The 24,024-nt window shown below is 46.0% G+C and carries 19 protein-coding genes; 10 read left to right on the forward strand and 9 right to left on the reverse strand.

Annotation, left to right across the window (positions count from 1 at the left end):
• Nucleotides 1–321: 321 nt before the first annotated feature.
• The 5 genes from R7Q41_RS00980 to R7Q41_RS01000 form a co-directional block, all read right to left on the reverse strand.
• Nucleotides 322–1,602 carry a TRAP transporter large permease gene (locus R7Q41_RS00980; protein ID WP_041059739.1) on the reverse strand — a complete coding sequence of 427 codons (1,281 nt, stop codon included), beginning with the start codon at nucleotides 1,600–1,602 and terminating at the stop codon, nucleotides 322–324.
• On the reverse strand, nucleotides 1,599–2,162 hold the full coding sequence (locus R7Q41_RS00985; protein ID WP_025768663.1) for a TRAP transporter small permease: 564 nt from the start codon (nucleotides 2,160–2,162) through the stop codon (nucleotides 1,599–1,601). The genes R7Q41_RS00980 and R7Q41_RS00985 overlap by 4 nt, the downstream gene beginning before the upstream one ends.
• Nucleotides 2,163–2,220: 58 nt before the next feature.
• A complete protein-coding gene (locus R7Q41_RS00990; RefSeq protein ID WP_213969248.1) occupies nucleotides 2,221–3,216 on the reverse strand; it encodes a TRAP transporter substrate-binding protein in 996 nt (331 codons plus the stop codon).
• Between the two features lie 267 nt (nucleotides 3,217–3,483).
• Entirely contained in the window at nucleotides 3,484–4,440 is a 957-nt protein-coding gene (locus R7Q41_RS00995; protein WP_005374746.1) for a LacI family DNA-binding transcriptional regulator, read from the reverse strand.
• 150 nt (nucleotides 4,441–4,590) lie between these two features.
• Nucleotides 4,591–5,340: an HpcH/HpaI aldolase family protein gene (locus R7Q41_RS01000; RefSeq protein WP_213969249.1), complete on the reverse strand. Its 750-nt coding sequence runs from the start codon at nucleotides 5,338–5,340 to the stop codon at nucleotides 4,591–4,593.
• 289 nt (nucleotides 5,341–5,629) lie between these two features.
• Between R7Q41_RS01000 and hisD the strand changes: the two genes are divergently transcribed.
• The 4 genes from hisD (at nucleotide 5,630) to R7Q41_RS01020 (ending at nucleotide 9,461) form a co-directional block, all read left to right on the forward strand.
• On the forward strand, nucleotides 5,630–6,922 hold the full coding sequence (gene hisD, locus R7Q41_RS01005; protein ID WP_005374756.1) for a histidinol dehydrogenase: 1,293 nt from the start codon (nucleotides 5,630–5,632) through the stop codon (nucleotides 6,920–6,922).
• Between the two features lies 1 nt (nucleotide 6,923).
• Nucleotides 6,924–7,658, forward strand: a complete 735-nt coding sequence (locus tag R7Q41_RS01010) for an SDR family NAD(P)-dependent oxidoreductase (RefSeq protein ID WP_053303921.1) — start codon at nucleotides 6,924–6,926, stop codon at nucleotides 7,656–7,658.
• Between the two features lie 83 nt (nucleotides 7,659–7,741).
• Nucleotides 7,742–8,746, forward strand: a complete 1,005-nt coding sequence (locus tag R7Q41_RS01015; protein ID WP_005374765.1) for a cupin — start codon at nucleotides 7,742–7,744, stop codon at nucleotides 8,744–8,746.
• 1 nt (nucleotide 8,747) lies between these two features.
• Entirely contained in the window at nucleotides 8,748–9,461 is a 714-nt protein-coding gene (locus R7Q41_RS01020; RefSeq protein WP_064369576.1) for an alpha/beta fold hydrolase, read from the forward strand.
• Between the two features lie 69 nt (nucleotides 9,462–9,530).
• On the opposite strand, the gene R7Q41_RS01025 is transcribed toward R7Q41_RS01020, so the two are convergent.
• The 3 genes from R7Q41_RS01025 to R7Q41_RS01035 form a co-directional block, all read right to left on the reverse strand.
• On the reverse strand, nucleotides 9,531–10,616 hold the full coding sequence (locus R7Q41_RS01025) for a porin (protein WP_318144353.1): 1,086 nt from the start codon (nucleotides 10,614–10,616) through the stop codon (nucleotides 9,531–9,533).
• Between the two features lie 177 nt (nucleotides 10,617–10,793).
• On the reverse strand, nucleotides 10,794–11,810 hold the full coding sequence (locus R7Q41_RS01030; RefSeq protein WP_053350178.1) for a nuclear transport factor 2 family protein: 1,017 nt from the start codon (nucleotides 11,808–11,810) through the stop codon (nucleotides 10,794–10,796).
• Nucleotides 11,811–11,911: 101 nt separating this feature from the next.
• The gene (locus R7Q41_RS01035; protein ID WP_005374774.1) at nucleotides 11,912–13,207 is read right to left on the reverse strand and encodes an MFS transporter; all 1,296 of its coding nucleotides are present in this window, start codon (nucleotides 13,205–13,207) and stop codon (nucleotides 11,912–11,914) included.
• Between the two features lie 339 nt (nucleotides 13,208–13,546).
• Between R7Q41_RS01035 and R7Q41_RS01040 the strand changes: the two genes are divergently transcribed.
• Entirely contained in the window at nucleotides 13,547–15,088 is a 1,542-nt protein-coding gene (locus R7Q41_RS01040; protein WP_318144310.1) for a sodium:solute symporter, read from the forward strand.
• 11 nt (nucleotides 15,089–15,099) lie between these two features.
• Nucleotides 15,100–16,470 (forward strand): L-serine ammonia-lyase, encoded by a 1,371-nt coding sequence (locus R7Q41_RS01045; RefSeq protein ID WP_086047207.1) that lies wholly within the window; start codon nucleotides 15,100–15,102, stop codon nucleotides 16,468–16,470.
• A 78-nt stretch (nucleotides 16,471–16,548) separates the two neighbouring features.
• On the opposite strand, the gene glgX is transcribed toward R7Q41_RS01045, so the two are convergent.
• Nucleotides 16,549–18,540 carry a glycogen debranching protein GlgX gene (glgX, locus tag R7Q41_RS01050; protein ID WP_213969251.1) on the reverse strand — a complete coding sequence of 664 codons (1,992 nt, stop codon included), beginning with the start codon at nucleotides 18,538–18,540 and terminating at the stop codon, nucleotides 16,549–16,551.
• A gap of 446 nt (nucleotides 18,541–18,986) precedes the next feature.
• On the opposite strand from glgX, the gene R7Q41_RS01055 reads away from it, so the two are divergent.
• The 4 genes from R7Q41_RS01055 to R7Q41_RS01070 all read left to right on the forward strand — a co-directional run bounded on the left by R7Q41_RS01055 (nucleotide 18,987) and on the right by R7Q41_RS01070 (nucleotide 23,725).
• Nucleotides 18,987–20,258 (forward strand): maltoporin, encoded by a 1,272-nt coding sequence (locus tag R7Q41_RS01055; protein ID WP_005374784.1) that lies wholly within the window; start codon nucleotides 18,987–18,989, stop codon nucleotides 20,256–20,258.
• Between the two features lie 100 nt (nucleotides 20,259–20,358).
• Nucleotides 20,359–21,168: a MalM family protein gene (locus R7Q41_RS01060; protein WP_005374786.1), complete on the forward strand. Its 810-nt coding sequence runs from the start codon at nucleotides 20,359–20,361 to the stop codon at nucleotides 21,166–21,168.
• 316 nt (nucleotides 21,169–21,484) lie between these two features.
• Nucleotides 21,485–21,991 (forward strand): glycosidase, encoded by a 507-nt coding sequence (locus R7Q41_RS01065; protein ID WP_238843734.1) that lies wholly within the window; start codon nucleotides 21,485–21,487, stop codon nucleotides 21,989–21,991.
• A 120-nt stretch (nucleotides 21,992–22,111) separates the two neighbouring features.
• A complete protein-coding gene (locus R7Q41_RS01070; RefSeq protein ID WP_318144311.1) occupies nucleotides 22,112–23,725 on the forward strand; it encodes an alpha-amylase family glycosyl hydrolase in 1,614 nt (537 codons plus the stop codon).
• Nucleotides 23,726–24,024: the final 299 nt, after the last annotated feature.

Consider the following 24,024-nt stretch of genomic DNA (forward strand, 5'->3'; position numbering starts at 1 on the left):
AAGAAAGGAGGTCAAAGTTTTTTGTATGAATTTCCTAATATCTTATTGTTTTTTAATCGCTTAATTTATTTTTATCTGTTTGAATGGAAACAAATGATTAAGCCAAAACTGATAATCATGCAGATCAAGGCACCCAAATAGACTTTATCGCTAATATTCAGCTATTTTGGTGTCAATTATCCTTATATCTTTCAAATTTTCCTTTTGCATACGAATGCTTAAAGGCTTTTTTATTAAATCGGAAGTAAATAACGAATAAGCCACTAGAAAGGTGTTTATCTAGTGGCTATAACAGTCATAAGCGCTCTATGAGTGCAACGATCAGGATAAAAGCGCAGGTAACGATAGCGAGATGGCAGGGATGAAGGTAATCAACATCAAGGCCACTATCATTGCCCCAATCCAGCCCATAATGGCTTTAGAGAGCGACTCTATCGGTACTTTGCCTACCTGACTTGCCATAAACAAGTTGGCACCTAAAGGAGGCGTAACAAAGCCAATGGCCAAGTTCACGATCATCACGATACCAAAATGAACGGGGTCCATGCCGAGTGCTGACGTTATGGGTAGCAGAATTGGCGTGAGAATAACAATGGCCGCCAGCGTTTCCATAAAGGTACCGACGAGCAACAACAGGACATTGATGCAAAGCAGTATCAGAAGTTTGTTTTCGGTAATCGATAGAATGAACTGAGCAATTTCAGTCGGCAGACGTTCTAGGGTCAATATGCGGCCAAACGTCACGGACGCACCCACAATGACGAGCACAGCGCCAACTAACAGTGACGACTCTAGAATGATTTTCACCACTTGCGCTGGTTTGAGTTCTTTATAAACAAACATGCCAAAGAATAAGCCATAGAGAACTCCGATGGCGGCTGATTCGGTAGGCGTGAAGATACCAGAATAGATACCGCCGAGAATGATCACGGGGAGTAGCATTGCCCAACTGGCTTCTTTTAGCGCATCAAGACGCTCTGCCCAGGTCGCTTTGCGCTCGTTACCTGTGTAGCCCCGCATTTTTGACACAATTAGACAATAGCCGATCAATACCATACCGACGACCAAGCCAGGAATGATTCCCGCCATGAACATCTTAGTGACGGAGACTTCAGCAGTGATCGCGTAGACGATCATCACCACAGAGGGTGGAATAATGACGCCAATTCCGCCGGAGGACGCGATTAAAGCACCTGCAAAGCTGCGGTCGTAGCCTTTCTTCACCATCGAAGGAATCATCGTCAGGCCGATAGCGGCAACAGTGGCAGACCCTGTACCAGAGATGGATGCGAAGAACATACACGCCACAATGGCCACGATACCAAGCCCGCCAGTAAAGTGGCCAAAGAAGACCTCCGCCACATGCAATAATCGTTTTGAGATCCCTCCTTGGCTCATAAGGTTACCTGCTAAGGTAAAAAGAACGACGGCGAGGAGAGGGAAGGAGTCGAGCCCTGTCACCAAGCCTTGTACTAAAAACTCGATGTTAAGGAATGGCAGGCTTAATATCGCGACCATACTGGCTGCCGCCAGAGCAATACCGACCGGAACGCCAATGAGCAGAAGCAGACCAAAGCTGCCAAACAAAAGTGCAGACGTCATGCGTTAAACTCCAATAGTCGGTTAGAAGTACGATACTTTGCTTTGATATGGCGATAGCGTTGGCGAGAAAAGCGAACTCGTTCATTGCTGGTGGAGCACGCGTTCACACGTTGATAAATGCTTGTCACTAGGCGCGCGCAGCTTAATAGTGCGCAAACTAAAACAGAGGCATACAAACACGCAATAGGAATTTCCATTGCGGGTGCAATCTGACCGAGTTGCAGGCTGCGGTTTATAACCTTAAATCCAAACCAGGCGACAGTGGCACTAAAGGCAAGGTAGATAAGATCAGAGACAATCAAACTGAATTGCGTCCAATTGCCCGGAAGTTTATCGATGAACACACGAATGCGGATGTGTCGATCATCTCGGATACAGTAGCTGATGCTCAGGTACATCGCCCATACGAATAAATAACGAGCCAGCTCTTCAGCCCACGCGATCGTTGCATCGAACAGGCGTAGGGCGATTTGCAAGCACAGTAAAGTTGTCATCGTTGAGATCGCGATAACGATAAGGGTTGGTTCTAGGTATTTGTCTAGTAAGCGAAACCACTTCATGTTCACCTCCAAAACGAGAAAGCACGACCTGTTGCCAGATCGTGCAAAAGAGTGGGAGTTATAGGCGTTCTATCTCGGCAATCACGTTGTCAAACAAGTCTTCACCTGTCTTGCTACGCAGATCTTGGTACACGGCTGCATTCATTTTTTCTTTCATGATGCTGCGTACCTCGTCTGGGACGATGTTAACCGTCATGCCTTTTGCTTCGAGCTCTTTGATTACTTCTTGGTTTTGCTTAGCGGCGAGCTCACGCTGTTTTGCGATGGTTTCTTTGCTTACTTCACTGATCAGCGCTTGTTGTGCGGCCGGCAGTGAATCCCAAAACGATTTGTTCATGAACAACACGTAGTTGGTGTATATATGGTTAGTTAAAGAGAGGTACTTTTGTGCCTCGTAAAAACGTTCGGCATAAATAGAGTAGATAGCACTTTCTTGAGCGTTAATCAGGCCTTGTTGTAACGAGGTGAAAATTTCTCCCCAAGACAGAGGTGTTGGCGCAGTACCAATAGATTTCCACGCGCTTATTTGAGTGGGGTTAGATGCCGAGCGAATCTTTAGCCCTTTCAGGTCCTCAATACTATCAATTGGCTGTTTGTTGTTGGTCACGCTACGAAAGCCGACCTCCATAAAGCCAAGTCCATGAAAGCCTTTTGATTCCATAGCATTCAACAATGGTTGTCCGATCTTCTCACTGTCGAGCGCTTTGTGTGCTTGCTCTTCGCTATCAAAAAGGTAGAACACGTCGAGCACGTTAAACTCTGGGACGTAGGGAGAGAGTAAAACTGACGCACCAAACGTCATTTGTAAGTTGCCTTGCTGTACGAGTTCAGTCGTCTCACGCACATCGCCTAGTTGTCTCGCCGGATAGATTTCAACTTCTATCTCACCGTTTGAGCGAGCTTCCACTTCTTGTTCGAAATAGAGCATTGCTTTGTGTACGGGAGAGGTTTCTTGACTGTCATGAGCAAGACGAATAACACTGGTTGCAAACGTATTCATACTGCTAAGTGCAAGCCCCAGTGCGGTAAGTGAAGTAAGGATTGCTTTCTTCATCGTTCTTCCTTGTTTCTGGTATGACCTGCCATGGGCATTCGTCGGCAAGTCACACAACTTTTTATGTTTTTATAAATTAGTTGAGCAATTCATATCCATTTTGCATACGAATCCAAAATAAAACATTAAAGCAACAAGTCAATAACAAGATTGATGAATTGATGAGGAATTAAATAACGATTGGTGAAAATTTAATCGTGATCACAGAAAATGCCTTACTCGAAAGCAAGACATTTTGTTTATGAAGAATGAATAAAAATGGATTTATTAAATGGTGCTACTACGTTCGATCAAGGTGCCTTGCTCGAAAAGGTATTCGCCAGTTGCATCCAGGTTGCCGTTGATTCGATTCATCAAGTCTTCAACCGCTCGTTTAACAATTTTGTCGACTGGTTGAGCAATGGTGGTCAAATCATAACTCGGCCATGCAGACATCGGAATGTTATCTACACCCATCACAGAGAAGTCTTGGGGGATCTTTGCTCCGGCTTGTCGCAAGCCATCCATCACACCCATGGCGAGGATGTCGTTTGCACAAAAAATTGCATCGGGTTTGCTAGTGTGCGACAAGATCGCTTTCGCTGCTTCTAAGCCTGCTTCAAAGCTGTACTTGGCTTGGATAAACGTTGGTGATGGAGCGCCGAGTTCTTGCAACTTTGAAGAGAAACCCAGCCAACGCTCTTCACTGGTCATGGAGCCAGCATCGCCACTGATGTAAGCACACTGTTTTGCGCCTTTCTGCGTTAAATACTCGGCTGCTTGTTGGCCCGCCAAGCGGTTATCAATACCAGAGCTGTTGGCATTAATGCCTTCGGCGTAGCGGTTGATCAAGCTTAAGTGAACGCCAAACTTTTCGCATTGGGCAAACGCGCGTGAAGTTAAACGGCTGGTGGCGATAACGAGTCCGTCCACTTGGTATTCAATGGCGCGTGAAATGGCGAGATCGAGGTCGTCCTTGTCGATAGGGCAAAGCACAACTTGTCCGCCTCGCTTTTGAATTTCGACAGCCAAAGCACGAGATTGCATGTCGTACATTGGGTTTGATTCGCTATCTAACGCAATCGCCACTAAGCCTGAACGATTCGAAATCAGACCTCGGGCGATGGCATTCGGTGTGTATCCGAGCTTAGCTGCGGCATCCATCACCATTTTGCGTTTCTTCTCGCTAATACTCGCAGTCGGGCTGAATGCTCTAGATACCGTCGATTGAGAGACGCCGAGCATCTTCGCGACGTCGATCGAAGTTACTTTCGCTTTAATGGTGATACTCCTTATTTAAGGCCATTGAACCTGCTCATACGTGCTGAGTGTATGGGCTAGGGGATTTCTGTGTCTAGAGCATTACATTGATAAGGCGTAAATATCAGAGAAAACTCAAGAATTCATCACATTTCTCTCTTGTTTGAAGCCATCAATGATCATTTTGTGTTCAGACCCAACACAAAAGAAGCTAACGCCGAGTTCACGCCATTCCCGAGCCTGTTGAGCCGTCGCGACAAACATGCCAACAGGTTTATTGGCGGCTCTGGCCGCTTCGATTACTCGCATACTTGCTTGTGCGACTTTCTCATCATGAACGCTATCAGCACCATAAGCGACAGTGAGATCAACTTGGCCAATGAAGAGCGCATCAATTCCTTCAACATTGGCAATCGCTTCAATATTTTCAACCCCTTGAGGGTCTTCAATTTGTGCAATGACAATCGTATTCGCACGGCTGTCTTTTAAGTGTTCAACCATGGGCTTAGTGGCGTATTGCGCTGCTCGACTGGAACCAGCATACCCTCGGCCACCTTCTCCGTAATGGCAGATTTTCGCCAGTTGCGTCGCTTGCTCAGCAGTACAAACATGGGGAATTTGTACACCCGCCGCGCCACAGTCAAGCGCGTTCAAAATGGTTGAAGGGGCGCTGTCTTGTACTCGTACCACGCACGCGAGGTCATTCGCTCTGGCCGCCATGATGCACAGATCAAGCGAGGAACGATCGAAAGGTGCGTGCTCTGCATCCAGTACCACAAAAGGCAACTCTGCCAGTGCCAATACTTCGATAATGTGAGGGTGAGGGGTTTTAACAAATGTACCTAATATCGTTTCTTGATTCAGACGTTGTTTAAAATTGCTCATGATTCTCTCCTTTGCAAAGGTATGCAAAAACTAACATGTAGAAATGTAAATGATGAGTAAAAATGATGTGATCTAAAACTCATTTTTGATTAAAAATTAAACTTAATTAAGGTCCTTATTACTTGCTTTTATTTGTTTAAACTAATAAATACAAAGGCTTAAGGAATGTTTTTGTGGTTTGTTGACTTAACTTGTCAAATGTTAATTAAGTGTTTAATCTGATTTTGCATTCGTATCCAAAAGCATAAAAATAACCGTTCGTCAGCCTCAATGTTCAAGGAGAAACCCAATGGCACGCATTTTAAAAAACGGAATCACTGAAGAAGCATCAGCATCAAACGACGCAAAAGTGCGTCAGATTGTTGAAAACATTCTTGCTGATATTGAATCGAAAGGTGATAGCGCTGTACGTGAGTTGTCTGAAAAGTTTGATAACTGGTCGCCGGAGCAATTCCGCCTGTCAGAAGAGCAAATCCAAGCCTGTGTGGATGCGCTTGATGAATCGACTCGTCATGATATCGAGTTCGCTCAGCAACAAGTTCGAAACTTTGCTCAAATTCAACGTGACTCAATGAAAGACGTCGAAGTAGAAACCATGCCTGGTGTGGTACTGGGGCATAAAAATATTCCAGTAAACAGCGTGGGTTGTTACATCCCTGGTGGAAAATACCCATTGGTTGCATCCGCTCACATGAGTGTACTGACGGCGAAAGTCGCGGGCGTAAAACGTGTTATTGCTTGTGCGCCACCGTTTAATGGCCAGCCGAATGTGGCGATTGTCGCTGCGATGGCAATGGCGGGTGCGGATGAAATCTATTGCTTTGGTGGTGTTCAGGCGGTAGGTGCAATGGCTCTTGGTACAGAGACTATTGCGCCAGTCGATATGATTGTAGGGCCGGGTAACGCATTTGTGGCAGAGGCAAAACGTCAGTTGTTTGGTCGCGTTGGTATCGATTTGTTTGCAGGGCCAACGGAAACCTTGGTCATTGCTGATGAGAAAGGCTGTGACCCGGAATTGGCAGCGGCAGACTTGCTTGGTCAGGCTGAGCATGGTTACAACTCTCCCGCTGTATTGTTGACCAATAGCGAAACATTTGCGCAAGAAACCATTAAAGAGATCGAACGTCAGTTAACCATTCTCCCAACGGCTGAAGTCGCGGGTAAAGCGTGGGCAGATTACGGACAAGTGATTGTGTGTGATAGCTACGAAGAAATGGTGGAAGTGGCAGACGATATCGCTTCTGAACACGTTCAAGTGATGACGGAAGATCCTAAATACTTCCTAGATAACATGACCAACTACGGTGCCTTGTTCCTAGGTCGTGAAACCAACGTTTCTTACGGCGATAAATGTATTGGTACCAACCATACACTGCCAACGAAGAAAGCGGCGCGATACACCGGTGGTCTTTGGGTAGGTAAATTTATCAAAACCTGTACTTACCAGCGTGTAACGGAAGCTGCGTCCCTCAAAGTCGGTGAGTATTGCTCTCGCTTGTGTGCACTCGAAGGTTTTGCTGGCCACAAAGAGCAAGCGGATATTCGTGTGCGCCGTTACAAAGGCAAAGTAGAAGAGGCGTAATATGTCGAAACTTGCCTTAGTCACAGGCGGCAGTGGCGGACTGGGTGCCGCCATTTGTCGCAAGCTAGCTGAATCGGGATATCGCGTAATTCTGACTTACAACAGTAATCATAAAGCGGCCGAGGATGTGCTTTCCTCGCTGCCACGTAACGAGCATCTAGCATTCAAATTGAACGTGGCAGATTCTAGTGCGATTGAACAGCTTAAACATCAAGTCAGTGAAATAAGCGACAAGCTGGATTTGTTGGTCAACTGTGCGGGGATGACGAAATTCGTCGCGCACTCTGATTTGCAAAGCTTAGATGACCAGCTGTTTGACCAAATATTCCAAGTGAATGTTCGTGCGCCTTTTGCCATGGTTCGAGCGTTTGAGCCTTGGCTTAAGCAAGCCAATGGTTGTGTGGTGAACATTACTTCTATCGCGGCACAGACTGCGATGGGGAGCAACATTGCTTACTGTGCAAGTAAATCTGCCGCGGAGAACATGACCCGTTCTTTAGCTCGCGCTCTGTCTCCCGAGGTTCGCGTTTTGGCTGTTGCTCCAGGGCTTGTCGACACTGAGTTTGTCAAAGGCTTGGATGACGCATGGCGTAATCAACAAGAACAATCCACACCGCTTAAGCGTTTAGCCAATGATGAAGAAGTCGCTCAAGCCGTGTACGCCGCGGCAGATCTTCTGACCTTCTCGACAGGCAATACCATCGCGGTTGATGGTGGGCGACCTTTAGGTCTGTAACACACTTTAGGTTTGTAACTAACTTTAGGTTTGTAACTAACAATTCAAAGGCTAGGTCCAAACAAGGACAACAAGGATTTACAATGACTCTACAATCTAAAATGAATAATAACCTGGTCCGCTACATGGAACTGATTCCGGGTACGAGTGCGTTTATTGATGCGCGCACGCCAGGCAGTGATCTCAAAGATAACTTTTGCATTATCGGTGCTGGGGTGGCAGAGAGCAGTCGTCAGCATGTTCATATTCGCGATACGGCGGGCTTTAACATTGGTGCCGCAGGCCAACCGCCGGGCATCAAAAATTCGTTGCACTCTCATCGTACCGCCGAGCTTTTCTTGGTGTTCAAAGGTCAGTTCCGTTTTTATTGGGGGAACGATGGAGAGCATGAGGCGGTGTTGTCTCACGGTGACGTCATCTCGATTCCAACCAATCTCTTCCGTGGATTTGAAGTGGTTGGCCGCGATTACGGCTTTATGTTCTCGGTACTTGGCGGCGACGATTCAGGTGGCGGCGTTATTTGGCATCCAAACGTTATTAAAGACAGTCAAGGTTATGGTTTATACCTCAAAGCCGATGGCACACTCGTGGACACCATTAATGGCGACCCGGTGCCACAAGAATCAGAATTGATGCCGCTGCTTACCGAAGAAGAGCTCGCGACCTTCGATACCTACACCGCAGAAGAGATGATGCCATTTGTCGCTCTGCAAAAAGATTATCGTGAAATCAAAGGCGATTTCGGCGGAAGCAACGTGAAACAATACGCCTTAACGGGTCATCCTTTGGCGAGTTATGACTTCCAAGTAAAGAGTGAAGATGAAGTGAGCATCATGGCTTATGAGCTTTCTGAAGGTGGCTCGATTCCTCAACACTGCCGAGAAGAAAAACAAGTGCTTATCAACTTTGATGGCGATACTGAAGTGGTCCTCACGCATCAAGGCGAACAAGCGAGTGTTGTTTTAACGCGCGGTGATGTGCTGAATGTTCCAGAAGGTGCGTCATACTCACTGACGAACTTGCGTGGTAATAGTTTGACGTATTGCATTCTTGGGTCTGATCAACCAAAGCCGCTGGCAGGAGAATAAAATGACGCAACCCACCTCGTTAGTTTGGCTACCCGGACTACTTTGTGATGGCACATTGTTTGAGGAAGTCAACCGAGCGTTGCCAAGTTGGGTTGAGCCTTCATGCCCGACGCTGGCCTCATTGCCGTCAATGGAACAGCTGGCGCAGAAAGTGTTGCAAGACGCACCGCAGGAGTTTGTCTTGGGTGGCCTATCAATGGGTGGGATTCTTGCCTTTGAGGTGTACCGTCAAGCGCCAAACAGAGTCAAAGGCTTGATCCTCATGGATACCAATGCAGCAGATGAAAAGCCAGAGGTGACACAAAAGCGTGATGCACTGGTTAGTCAGGCATTAAATGGTGAGTTTGAACGCATTACGCCTGACACTCTGATGCCTGTGCTGATTCATCCAAGCCGTTTGCAAGACAAAGCGTTAACTGAGCGTATAGAAGGCATGGCGGTCAATGTAGGTTTGGAGGCATTTGAAGCACATGCTAAAGCGTTAGCAACTCGCCCGGATGCTCGACCTTTATTGGCGGACATTCAAGCTCCTACGTTGGTGATAACAGGTAAAGAAGATAAGCTTTGTCCGCTAGACAATCATCTGCTTATGGAGAGATGCATCCCAAACGTCACGCTTCATGTTATCCCTGAGTGTGGGCATCTATCTACGCTTGAGCAGCCTTTAATTATTAGTGAAGTGATGACTACTTGGCTTCAAGATAACTTTGCTTAGTGTTGATAAGAACTTCATCACTCACCACCTTAAGGTTACTTGGGTATAGGTGGTGAGCGATGAGTATTATCAGAAGTAGTAGCGAATACCTGCCGCGAATTGATCATCACGGTTTTCGAATTTGCTGCCATCGTACTGATCTTTACCTAGGTCGAACTGGTATTCAGTCCAAACTAGGAATTTGTTCTTCTGGAAGTGGTATTCAAGACCAGGAATCAGCAAGTTACGCTCGTAGCCTTGTGTCTCGTCACCGCGATCTTCCATGTAGTTGTAGTTCAACGTTGGGCGTAGGCCGTTATCGAAGTGGTAGTAAGTGTAGATTTCGCCACCTAGGGTATCGAACATTACGTCCGTACCGCCTTGGCTCACTGCTTCCCAGTTTTCGCCAACGTGGAAAGTCGCACCCGCGTAGAAGCCACCGTTGCTGTAGTTTGCGCCCAATAGCATGATGCGCATGTTGTCGCCGTTTTCTACGCCAACCACGCTTGCGTCTAGATCCGCAACTTCATTCTGATGGTAAGCCGCACCAAGTGTTACGCCATCAACGGGTTTGTAAGTGATAGACGCACCCATGCCGTTGTTTAGTGAGGCTGTCGCATTGCCTGCTAGAGCAACATCTTCACGCGTGGTTTGGTAAGTAAAGCCGTAGCTCACTTTTTCATTGATTGAATTACGGTACGTAATTGAGTTTTCTGCACGACCAGCACCGGATGCGATACCCCAGTCAGCTAGGTTGTAAACACCTGAGCCACGAGTACCGAATACACGACCTAAATCGGTGTACCATGCTACGTCGTAGAAGGTAGACCACTGCTTAGTACCTGCAGCAATCTTGCCGTATTTTTCGTGATCAACACCTGCGTATAGCAAGCGGTCGTAAATGTTGTCGCCGTTCGCGCCAGAGTTGTAGCCCCATTCCGCGTGACCGAAACCAGTCCAGCCGTTATCCAGACCCATTTGGCCTTTCAAACCGAAACGTGAGCTGCCGCTGTTCCATTCGCCGTTGTCATCACCGCCACGGTCTTGGTAGCGAAGATCGAAACGGCCATCGATGGTTAGGCTGTCGCCAGCGTCATTAACAAAAGTGTGTGCAGCAAAGGCTGAGCTAGAAGTAAGCGCTGCTAAAATCACTGCAGAAAGGGTCGACTTTTTCATCATCAATCTCATTATTCAGGGCGCAGAAAGCCACCGTGCGTTCATGCCCGTTTTGAATAAGGGTTCTATCTTGAGGTTGTGCCCCATCCTTGAGGCACGAGTTGGGAGCATGTCACCTGAACCGAGAGGGGATTCAGGCAACATAAAGGCGGGTTGACAATCCGCCCCTAGGACTTCTTATAGAGAAGGGTTTAGGATCTGTTGAGTACGCTCGAACACGTCTAGACCTTGCTGTTTTAGCCAGTAAGGAAGGTCGATCAGTACCCAGTTCTCAGATAGCTTGTCGCCGTCACGGTAGTAAACGTCAACCACTTGCATGTCTGCACGTACTTCACCACCTGTCATACCTAGGAAACCACCGATTGGCGTGTTAGATAGGTTTGGCCAGCCGAAGAAACAAGAGAAGTTACCTTCTGCGAAACGACATACGTGGCCGTTAAACTTCTTGTCTTTTAGGTTGTTACGGAACGGCAATTGGTGCTGTTGTTGGTAACGAGGAATTGTGTAAGACGCACCGATACCACATGGACCGTACCAGATCATGTCTTTAGACCAGCTCTTCTCAAGAACTTCTGGTGGGCAACCCATAGCGCCGCTGTCGTTTAGTGCAGATAGGTCATCAACCATCTTGTTCACTAGTGCTAGTGTTGCTACGCCTTCTTCTGGTGCTGCGTCTTCGAACAGTAGACCGTCGTGGTTACGAGGACCAGGGTATACGAAGTGCTTACCTGTTGATGGTGGTAGTGGGTAACAACCCGCTTGGTCCATCGCGCCTAGAAGGTCTAGGAATAGGCCAGTCTTAGTGATCTTGCCGTTTTCAACACAGTTAAACTCTGCGTAACGGATGTTCATGATTTTGCCAGTTGGGCGCATGCCTAGGTATTCAGCGTCGAATAGACCCATGAAGTGACCCATGCTCATTACCCAGATTTCACCTGATGTTACTTCGTTCTCACCACCGATGAAGATGTCTTGACGACGCTGCATGCGAGTCATTGATTTCATCAAAGGAGCCCAGAAAACGTCAGCCGCTGCTTGAGCGCCTTGTTGCTCACGGAATGGGTAAACACCACGCCATAGGTAATCTTTTGAAGTATGTGCTTTTAGTACTTCTGCCACGTTCTCGTGAGTTGCGTTTTCCATTGCGCTGAAGTATTCACGTACAACGCGTTTTGCTTCTTGATATTTAGACATAATAAACTCTCTTATTTGCTGTCGAGTCGGCTTTGGGAACAGGACTCGAAATTAAGTTTTTTCATCCGGCCGGGGAGCCAGCCGGAGTTTTTGAAATTCAGTTACGCTTTTGCTGCTTCGGCTTTTTTGCTCTTATCGAACACGCCGCCTTTTAGTGTCTCTGGCAGTGATAGCCATAGAAGACCAGCAAGGATCCATACGATTGGTGAACCCCACATTGCGGTTTGTAGGTCGGTACGCTCTTGGATGAAGATAAGTACCATTGGTGCCCACATACCGAGGATACGACCACCGTGGAATAGCGCCGCGCCGTAGCTACGTAGGTGTGCTGGGAACAGTTCTGAGAAGTAACCACCCCATACCGCTGAAGAAGACAGGCCGAAGTTGTAAATCAGACCAAGTAGAGCCAGCATGTTTAGGCCGCCAATCACCATGTCGCCAGGTGCAACAAAGAAGATTGAAACCATGATGCCCGCGAGGATGAAGCCAAATGCGTTCACCTTACGACCGAACTTGTCAGCTACCCAACCCCAGAACCACGCACCAAACAGTGAACCAAATGCTGAGATAGAGAAGATGAGACCGATGGTTGCACCGTCGAACATACGTACATCACGTAGGTATGTGGTTACGAAGCCACCAAAGAATTGGAAACCGTAGAAGTTAAGGCCAGCCAGTAATAGACACGTTAATGTGATCTTACGGTAAGGCTTGCTTAGCATTTCGCCCCAAGAGCCTTTTTTCGCTGGTGCATCTGATTCTTCTGCTTTTGCTTGCTCTTCTTCACCGTAAGCGATCACTTTGCTGTCGCTAGGTAGTACAAAGATCATGACCACAGCGGCTGCCAATGGTGGGATACCACCAACAAGCATTAGGCTTTCCCATGGTGCATCAATGCTTGCAATAAATGCTGCATACGCACCCATTACCATCAGTGCTACAGAGAACATAGAAGACGCGAATGCCGTCAACTTACCACGTACTGTTGGCGTAAATAGGCCGATCATCAAGCTTACTGCCACGGTGAAGTAACCACCCAGTGACAAACCAATGATGAAACGCATTGCTGCCCATGTTGTGTAGTCGGTGAACATCATATTGATGATCGTTGCGCCACCGTTTAGGGCTGTGATGGTAATAAGAGTGGATTTCTTACCAAATTTTGTTGCGAACCAAGCACAGCTCAATGCACCGATAAGTGCACCAACCGACTGCCATGTATAGAACTGGGCAGTGTCTGACAGGCTAATACCATCATACGCTTCAACGATGTATGGGCGTACGTAGTCAATAATTACAAAGTTATAACAATAGAAAAAGTAACCAACCAGTATCGCTAGATAGGCAGCTACCCTTTGAATCATAGGAACTTCGCTCATGTGTCTTTTGGCATTCATGACCGATAAACCTCTATTTCACTTAGGATTTGTTGCTATTCAAACTTAAAGAACACGATCTTATTGGGATCATCTTCGATTTCGTGTCGTGGTGAATCATAGTTTTTTTAAGGTCATTAGATCCGTGATCAATATCAATTTTAAAATGAATGCGTACCCAATTGGTGGTTTTTAGTGATGGGAGTCTCATTAAATCGGTCTTTTTGGCATTTTTGAATATATAACCGTCTATATTGGTGATTATAGTCACATTTATGGCGGGATTATCGTTTAGATATGCTTTTTTAAAGTAATATCCAAGCACAAATAATTAGCACCCAGAATTATGGAAACCCTGAAATGGTTACGTACTCAAGTTTTGTGGTGATTGCGTTATACGTGTTAATCACCATATTAATCAGCTATTTAGTGAATGAGCGCTACAGCAATGGTGGCGATTTTTCTACGGGTGGAAAGCAATTTGGCTGGTTTACGGCAGGTGTTTCGATACTTGCGACTTACATTAGTGCGATGACGTTTGTAGGGATGCCTGGTTGGGTTTATAGCTCTGGTATGGAAGCGATGAGTATTCACCTTAACTATCCCATCGTTATCTTTTTCACTGTTATTTTCTTTGTGCCTGTCTTTTATAAGCTGGGTCTGACTTCGATTTATGAATATCTTGAGCACCGCTTTGGGGTGTATGCAAGAACCATCAACTCGATTGTGTTCATTGTGGTTCAATGTATATCTGCGGGTGTGATTCTGTATGCCGTGGCGCTGATCTTAGTGCAAGTTCTGCCTATCAGTATTTCTGAAGCCATTATCTACATCAGTATTTTCACCGCTTGCTATACCTATGCGGGCGGAATTTCCACGGTTATCTGGACCGATATGTTGCAATCTGCAGTATTGGTAGCAGGCAGCATCGCTATCTTTGCCATTCTAATGACAGAGATTAATGCGGCAGATTACCTTTCTCGTGATCACCTGAATATCATCAACTTAGACTTTGATTTGGGCGTGGATACCACACTCTGGGCTGGCGTGGTTGCCGTGAGCTTTTTGCATTTGAGTGTGTACGGCACCAACCAATTGATCATCCAACGTACGTTAGCGACGAGATGTGAAAAGACGGCGCAGAAGTCGATGCTGTTGTGTGGTTACGGTGCGTTTTTCGGGTACTTGTTCTTCGCGGTACTCGGTGTTCTTTTGAGTGTTTTCTATCAAGAGCAATCGTTTGAAAACAGCAATGAAGTGATTTTGGATTTTGTATTCAACCACACTAACCCTATTGTGGTTGGTTTGATCATTTCCGCATTGGCGGCGGCCGCAATGTCGACGCTGGACTCGACCTACAACTCAATGGCGACCGTCGCAACGTTCGATATCTACAAGCGTTTCGTTCGCAAAAGTGCCGATGATGAGCACTACGAAAAAGTCGCAAGAAAGATGAGTTTGCTCGCTGCGGCTATGGTGGTAGTGCCAGCTCTTCTGGCTGTATCGAATGAATCGGTACTCAAAACCATCGCTAGTCTGACTTCTATCTTTGTTGGTATCCGTCTGGGTTCATTCGTGCTTGGTTTATTCTGGGCGAAAGCCAATGAGAAAGGCGTGATCGTTGGCAGTATCATGAGTGTGATTGCGGTGTTTACTGCAATGTATCTCGACGTGGCTTGGCCGTGGTTCGCGCCAATTGGTACGTTCGTCTTCCTTTTGTTTGGTGTGTTAGTGAGCCGTCGTTGGGGCGCTGTGACTGCCGAGCAACAAATTTTTATCAATAATCAAAAACATCTTTTTGCAAAGCCAACCGCAAGCCATTATGGGCTGTTGGTGTTCGCCGTGGCGACCATCGCTGCTTGTATGGTTCTCCCTGATTGGCTTTATGCTGCATTGTCGTAATAGGTGAGTTTATGCTGTCCATCTTTGATATTTACAAGATTGGTGTGGGCCCTTCTAGCTCTCACACCAATGGTCCAATGATCGCGGGTTACCACTTCACTCGTTTGATTGAATCGAACTTGGCAAAAGTGGTTCGTATTCAAGTCGATTTATACGGCTCACTCTCGTTAACGGGGATTGGTCACCATACTGACCGTGCAACCATTTTGGGTCTGTTGGGTAACAAACCAGATACCATCAAAATCGCTTCTGCGAACAAAGCGATGCGCAAGGCGATTGAAGAGGGCATGATGTCTGTCGATGGCCGTCATGAAATCGAATTCAACTACAAAACGGACATGTTGTTCCATGAAGAGAACCTTCCTCTGCATGAGAATGGCATGACGATTACTGCGTTAGATGCGCACGGCAATCAGGTTGGGTTTGAAACTTACTACTCTATCGGTGGTGGTTTCATCGCAACGGCGGATGAACTGCAAAATGGCAGTGCGACTGCTCCCGTAGAAGTTGAGTTCCCATTCTCCAGTGCAGACGAAATGTTGGCACAGGCAGAGAAGAATGGCATGAGCCTTGGCGGCATGATTCTGAAAAACGAACAAGCGTTTCAGGATATGGAAGCCATCAATCAACGTGCAGAACAGATCTGGCGTGTGATGACGCGTTGCATGGAGCGCGGTTTCGAGACAGAAGGTATCTTGGATGGCGGCTTGAACGTGACCCGCCGTGCGCCTAACTTGCTGAAGAAGCTTGAAGCAAATGCAGCAATTGAAAACGATCCAATGGAAATCATGGATTGGATTAACCTGTTTGCTTTTTCTGTGAGTGAAGAAAACGCGGCTGGTGGACAAGTCGTAACGTCGCCAACCAATGGTGCGGCGGGTGTGATTCCGGCGGTATTGATGTATTACCATCGCTTCATCAAAGAGCTCGATACCAAACAGCTTAAAGACTTCCTTGCTGTATCTGGTGCGATTGGCATCTTGTACAAAACCAATGCGTCTATCTCGGGTGCCGAAGTGGGTTGTCAGGGCGAAGTTGGCGTGTCTTCTTCCATGGCGGCAGCTGGCTTGACCGCGCTACGTGGTGGCAGCAATGAGCAAATTTGTATTGCGGCTGAGATTGCCATGGAGCACTCACTAGGCATGACTTGTGACCCAATTGGTGGCTTAGTGCAAGTACCGTGTATTGAGCGTAATGCAATGGGTGCAATGAAAGCGATCAATGCATCTCGCATGGCATTAAAGCGTAATAGTAAATGTCTGATCTCGTTGGATAAGGTAATTGAAACCATGTACCAAACGGGCAAAGACATGAACAAGAAATACCGTGAGACGTCACTGGGTGGGTTAGCTTTGATTCACCTAGCGCCGCCTTGCGAATAATGAGTTAGGCACATCTAACCAACAAAAAAGCCGAAGCACTGAGATGCATCGGCTTTCCTTTTTTGGAGCGTTTATAACTTAGCTATGCGTTTGCTCACCTTTTGGTGTGCTTTGGTTTGGTTGATAGTGCAAAATCACCATCGAGGTGGGTGACAGCAAGACTTCGCCTTCAGCATGTCCTGGGTTGAGATTACGTACGTTTGTATCACAGATCGTCACCCATTCTTGCTTTCGCTCATTGGGGAGCTTAAAGCGCGCTGTGGCGTTAGTTTGGTTGATGAGGTAGACCAGCTCTTGCCCTTCTTTACCGATACCAAGGTGAAGTGCGACGGAGCTTAAACGGTTCCAATCATCGTGCTCCATTAAGCGACCGTCTGTACGGCGCCAGAAAATACGGTTGTTATTGCGGTTTTCGCCACTGAAAGCTCGGATAAATGGCACCATGTATTGATTTCGGTTGGCGACCATTTGTGACATCCATGCTTTGAAATGTTGCTTACGTTCTGTCTCTTCCCAGTTCAGCCAACTGGTTTCGTTATCTTGGCAATAGGCATTATTGTTACCGCCTTGGGTGTGAGACAGAACATCAGCAGTGAGAATGTGTGGGATACCGAAGGCAAACAGCAAGCTAGCAATAAGGTTGCGTTTTTGCTTTTCACGCGTGGCGATAATCATCAGATTTTCCGTCTCGCCTTCAACACCGTAGTTTTCTGAACGATTGTCACCGTGACCGTCGCGATTTTCTTCGCCATTGGCTTCGTTATGTTTGTGCTTGTAAGACACTAAATCTTGCAGTGTGAAGCCATCGTGATACGTGATGTAATTTACGGTGAGTTTGTATGGCCAGTTCGCTGCACTATAAATGTCACGAGAGCCCATTAATCGAGTGGCAAACTCTTTTAAATAGCCTTGATCACCGCGCCAAAAACTGCGGGAAATATCACGTAGTTTGTCATTACATTCGTTCCAACCAAATGGAAAGTTACCCACTTGGTAGCCATTTGGACCAATATCCCAAGGCTCGGCAATCAATTTGGTTTCACGCAAAATTGGGTCTTGCGCAACGGCTTTAAAGAAAGCTGCTTCTGGGGTGTAATCATCGCCCTGTCGACCTAACGTTGCAGCCAAGTCAAAACGGAAGCCATCGACTTTAAATTCGCTAACCCAGTAGCGCAATGTATCCATCACAAGGTTTAAGGCTGGTTGGTAGGTGAGATCCACTGTATTTCCGCAGCCAGTGTAATTGGCGAAGTGGTTGCCATGTTTGATGTAAAAACAGGAGTCGAGGGCTTTCAGGTTGAAAATTGTAGGCCCTTCACCACCTTCAGCAGTGTGGTTGTAAACCACGTCGAGAATCACTTCGATGCCGTTTTTATGCAATTCGCGAATTGTTGTTTTTAATTCCGTAACGGCGTCTTGTTCTGCGTAGCGCGGATCGGGCACCATAAAGAGATAAGGGTTGTATCCCCAATAATTGACCTTTTCCATCTCTAGTAGGTGAGGCTCATGCATGCATGCTGCGACAGGTAGCAATTGCAGCGTGTTGATGTTTTGCTGTTTGTAAAAGGCCAGCATTTCAGGTGATGCAAGACCTAAATAGCGCCCCTTCAGCTTGTCCTCAACCTCAGGGTGGCGTTGGGTAAGCCCTTTGACGTGCGTCTCAAACAACACCATCTCTTCTCTGGGTATACGCGGGTGATCCGTGTTTTGCCAGTCAAAATCATCTTCGATAACGACGCACTTCGGCATATCGAAACTTTTGGCTGGAGAGTAGGGAGGGTGATAGTGGAGGGCTTTATCTATTGATTTTGCGTACGGATCAGAAATTAACAGTGGCTCGTCCTTGTGGGAGACAAGATAACCGTATTTTTGCCCTGGCTTAATATCTGGAATAAAAGTATGACGTATGCCAGCGTATTCATTCGGTAAACCGTGAAGCTCGTAGCTGCCATCGTCTGCAAACAATGCCAGTTGAATGTCTTTTACGCCCGGAGCATGAATAGAGAAGTTACAGCCTTCTTTATTCAATGTTGCGCCCAGGGGGTAGGGGCGAGAGAGAAGTCGTGTCATCGGAGATACTTTATTTAATATTTATTGCTACCTTTAGGAAACTATAAGTTAAAAACTTTGTCTTACTAAGGTCAACCACCCTAAATATAAAAATATTCGTGTAATTTAATTACTTTATGTGACGGCTTAGAGTCAAAAATATGAAATGGCTATCACTTTGTAGCGGCTCAAAACCGAACAAACTTACTAATTCCTCCCTAGATTGGTGATCTGACTCGAAAAAACACCATTCGGTAAATTTTCTACTCCCTTCTCATCCCCCTTAAATTAGTTTAGGGCGGAGGAAGTCATCCTTGTACGCCTCGGGTAATCTCACAACTGTTGAAACAAACGGGGATTCGTTCCCATCTTACCTCTCTTTCTTTAGGTGTGTTTTTACTGCCTATATTCACCTAAAAGAGTGAGCAGGGAAGACAGAATTATAAATACCCTTAATGGAGTTAAGAATGAAAAAAGTAAGTGCAATTGCTGCTGCTGTAGCTGCAACTTTAGCTGCTGGTTCTGCATTCGCAGTGGATTTCCACGGTTACATGCGTGCTGGCGTTGGCGTGAACGCTGACGGTGGTCAACAATTAACATTCGAAAAGAACAAGATCGGTCGTCTAGGTAATGAAAGCGATATCTACGGCGAGATTCAACTAGGTAAAGAAGTTTACAACAACAACGGCAAAACGTTCTACGTAGACTCTATGGTTGCAATGACTTCTAACGGTTCAAACGACTGGGAAAGCACTTCTGCTAACTGTGGTTTGGATAACGGCGAAGTGAAATGTGTAGACGATGCACAATTCGCACTACGTCAGTTCAACGTTCAAGCTAAAGGCCTACTAAACTTTGCTCCTGAAGCAACGCTTTGGGCAGGTAAACGCTACTACCAACGTCACGACATTCATATCTCTGACTTCTACTACTGGAACATCTCTGGCGCGGGCGCTGGTGTTGAAGGTATCGAAGCTGGTCCTGGTAAAGTTTCTTTCGCTTGGGTTCGTAACGACCGCGGCGATATCGCAGACCCAGGCAACGATGGTGGCGCAACAAACGTAAACACTCTAGACGTACGTTACGCAGGTCTTCCTCTATGGGACAACGGCTCTCTAGAAATGGGCTTGAACTACGCAATTCTTAACGAAACTGACGCTGCGCCAAACGGCACTAAAGATGCGAAAAACGGCGTAATGTTCACAGCAGAATTGACTCAAGGTCTAGACGCTGGTTTCAACAAAACAGTGCTTCAGTACGGTACTGAAGGTTACTCTAAAACAATGGCATTCTACGGCGACGGTAGCTGGTACGGCGCAGAAGCTGACAACGGTGCATCTGGTTACCGCCTAATCAACTGGGGTGTAATCGGCATGGGCGACAGCTGGGAAATGGGTCACCAGTTAGTGTACGGTGTTGGTGAAGACATGTGGGCTGGCCAAGACAAGTGGGAAACAATGTCTGTTGTTGTTCGTCCAATGTACAAATGGGATGACAACCACAAAACTATCTTCGAAGCTGGTTACGCTATCGACGATAACGACGGCGAAGAAAACAAATACGGTAAGCTAACTGTTGCTCAAGCATGGTCTGCTGGCTCTAGCTTCTGGGCTCGTCCTGAAATCCGTGTTTACGCTTCTTACCTAACGGCTGACAAAGAAGACAACTCAAACACATTTGACAACGGTCGTTCAGACGATACGTTCCAGTTCGGTGTACAAGCTGAAGCTTGGTGGTAATCATCTAACCACTAAGTCCTAAATTGTCCTAGAATGATACAGCCAGAACTTATCTGGCTGTATTTATTTAAAAAACAATAAAGAGTCGAGGTAGACAGTAATGAAAAAATGGCTTGCTCCCGTACTGCTGGGCATGTTGGCTACTGGTTGTGCGTCTGTAGAACAAGTAGAGATGAGTCCAAAAGGTCAGCAACAAGTGATCACGCAATCGGGTGATATTCAATGGGTACCGCTTAACGTGCCTGTGGTTACTGAATTCGCTTTGACTGATAAAAGCCAAATGTTGTTGGATGGTAACAGTGCTGGCGCTATTGCAGCGTTTGCTCTTCCAGGTAACCGTGGCAGTCTCGATATCAAATTAGAGACATTCGTAAGTAAAGAACTTCAATTTTATGCTCCTAATGTCGCAGTGATGAACTCGGCAGGAGAAACCATTTACCAAGCAGATTTTTCAAAGTTTAAGTACGAACCAGCAAAACTGTTGGACAACGATAAATTCGTACTTGATCTCAATGTGATTCCAGACATGACAGGTAACGATCTGCATGTGTTGGTTTACACGACTTCCGCCGATCTAAAAGGAAGTACACAAGTTTTACACCCTGCAAAAGCCTTCGCCATGGCGCGCCACACTCAGCCGCCAGATATTGCAGACCCTCTAGCGAAACATAGCCCACTCGGTCAGTTCCGCTTTTCGGTATCCGCGAATGATATTGTGAATACTAAGATTGTTGCGAAAAACGACAACATTCCCCAAGGTACGGACCTTACTAGCTACTACTACAGCTCAATTGAAGCAGCAGTCGCAGCGAATGATATTCCGAAAGCGCTCACTTTGCTTGATGAAGCAAAAGAGCTGGGTATCGAAGGTGCACAACAAGTGTTTGTGAAAGCCGTAAATAGAAAATAATCAGATAAAAAAGGTCAGCGAAATGCTGACCTTTTTCATAGAAAATAAACCAATAAAAATACCCCTACATAGAGTTACCTTATTCACATAATTATTTTTATTACTTTGTTTTTTATATAGGTTGGATCAATAATTAATGGCAGTTCCTAACTTATTTTTTGTACTTAGGAAATAAACAAACTTCTCGAAGTGATTTAAATTCGTAATCTGACGATATTTATTTGGCGTTTGATATTTCCATTTTAATAACGATTAATATTTCTTTTAACCGTTGAGTTTATTTTGCTTTGGATATACTAAAAAGGAATTACGTGAAATGAACATGATGAAGACCTCTCTTGCTGCTGCCCTACTTGTTGCCTTAGTAGGTTGTCAATCGACGGCAGAACCTGAAGCGGCCACAGAGCCAGTTGTTAATATGTCTCAAGACGAAGTGGTTGCTTTCATGAAAGCGTGTGACAACCCAGACAGCACGGCGAAAGGACCTATTTCTAAACCACTATTTGTGGTGGGTACTTTTGCGGATTCCGATTGGAAACACGTGCCTCAGCGTCAATACACCTACAAAGGGAATAATTTCTACCAAGCCGTGGTTCAAGAAAAAGTAGGCTCCTACAAAATGCAGTATGCGACCGAATTATGGTTCCCACAATTTACCGCAAAAGGTAATCGAATGAACGTTGGTGAATTAACACCATTAACATTTGGTGGTTACGGTACGGATACTTCGGTTGATATTAAAGAAAATGGTAAATATGTATGGAGTCTTCAGTTTGAAGGAAAAGGCAAACCTGTTCATGTCATGGTAAATAAGTGCCAATAATATTCCATTCAGTTATTTAAAATCTATTTTTATTTATTAACCCCTGCATGAAACACATGTCGGGGTTAATTTTATTACTCAAATTTCCGTAGTTTATTTGAGTAAGTTAGGGAGAATAAAATGCGTAATATCCTACGTAACCATCGCCTGTCTCGATCGTTGCTTGCGTTAAGTGTGATTGGTGCTTTATCTGCGTGTAATTCTTCTGGTGGTGGCGACACTAATAGCAGCACTCCGCTACCGGATACCAGTTATGCTTGCCAAGCCAATGTCATGGCGCAAAGTAACCAACTTCGTACTTATCAAATCATGGTAGAGAGTTTTGTGGATGGTGATGCGAGCATCGGTCACGGTACAGGTTATGGCACCAGCCATCATAACGGCGATTTGCAAGGAGTGATTGATTCACTCGATTACATCCAAGATTTAGGGATGAACGCGATTTGGTTGACGCCAGTTTTTGAATCGGAAGCGATAGCGGGCCAAGAGCACTGGGCCGATCGTCTGGATGCCACGGGCTACTTTGCAACGGATTACTTCACCATTGATCCACGTTTTGGTGATTTAGAAACGGCGAGAACCTTGGTCGAGGAAGCACACAAACGCGGCTTATACGTGTTTTTTGATGGTGTATTTGGTCATCACAAAGATGGTTTGATCAAACCATCTCCTTCCGGTTTGTTGCCATCGGGATCGAGCAATCCCGTTGATTACCCGGCCAGTCTCGATTTCTACGAAGAAGTGGCAACGTATTGGATCAAAGAACTGAAGATTGACGGCTGGCGTTTAGATCAAGCCTATCAAGTTCCGACAGACGCTTGGACACAACTTCGTAAAGCCGTCGATGAAGCCTCACAAAGTGTGACGTACACCAATAGCAAAGGCGAACAAGTGAATCCGTTGGGTTACATGGTGGCAGAGATTTGGAAAGGGGAGTCTGAAATCGCGAATGAGGCGTATGGATCGAACAGCGATCCAGCATTGTGCTCTGCATTTGATTTTCCTATGCGATATAGCATCGTTGAAACTTTGGCCGTGAATGAGAGTGGCGTGGGTGGTCGCGGTGCGGATTGGTTAGACAACGGCTACAGCACACACAACCAATATCCAACACATGCGCAGCCGAATTTGATGATCGGCAACCATGATTTAGTGCGCTTTGGTGACTTGTTACAGCGCGGAAATTTAGCGGATGTGAATGATGTAGAATATTGGTTACGCCATAAAGCTGCATTTGCTTTCCAAGCGGCGTACACCGGGCCAATCACGTTGTACTACGGTGATGAAATCGGGGATCAAGTGGATGGTTTTGCCGCAAAAGAAGACAACAGCACCTGTGCCATTCAAGGTTTGTGCGATGATCACGTTGCGCGCAGCAGTGCGAAAATTGAAGGCGTGACGGCGACGCTTGATGCAAACCAAGCCGATCTCAAATCTTATGTGACATCGCTGATGACAATGCGCGATGCGCATCCTGCACTTTATCAAGGGTCACGCACGAATTTAGTTGCGAGTAACGGCAGTTATGTGGACTTGAAACAATCTGGTTCGGACAAAGTCTTGTTTGCGCTAAATACCTTAGAGAGCGCTAGAAGCGTCACTCTTACTCAGGAGAGTGTTGGTACTGGTGAGTTGGTGGATTTGCTCACGAATGAAAAAATTACTCCGAGTAATGGTCAATATCAGATTCTGATGTCGCCACTACAAGGACGATTCTTTGCGGTAAAACCTTAAGGAATTATCCAGAATTGATGCTCACCAGTTGAGCTGACCACAAGCTTTCTTATAAACAAGCCAAGTGTTGTTGCTGACCCCCATAGGCGCACACTTGGCTTTTTTCTGTCTGTTTTACTTTTCCCTTAATGGTTTTACGACGATGTAGCCAACAAGTTGCTTCGCTTTTTGTATTGGCGTTTGTTTTCAGCAGATGGATATTTGTGAGATAAGCTGCACATTAAAAAGTAAATTAACACTTGTGCAACGTAAAAATGTGACTGAAGGATTATTTATGCCCCACTAATATGTTTATCGTG

The sequence above is a fragment of the Vibrio sp. 2096 genome, assembly GCF_033339595.1.
GTDB classification, from domain to species: domain Bacteria; phylum Pseudomonadota; class Gammaproteobacteria; order Enterobacterales; family Vibrionaceae; genus Vibrio; species Vibrio alginolyticus.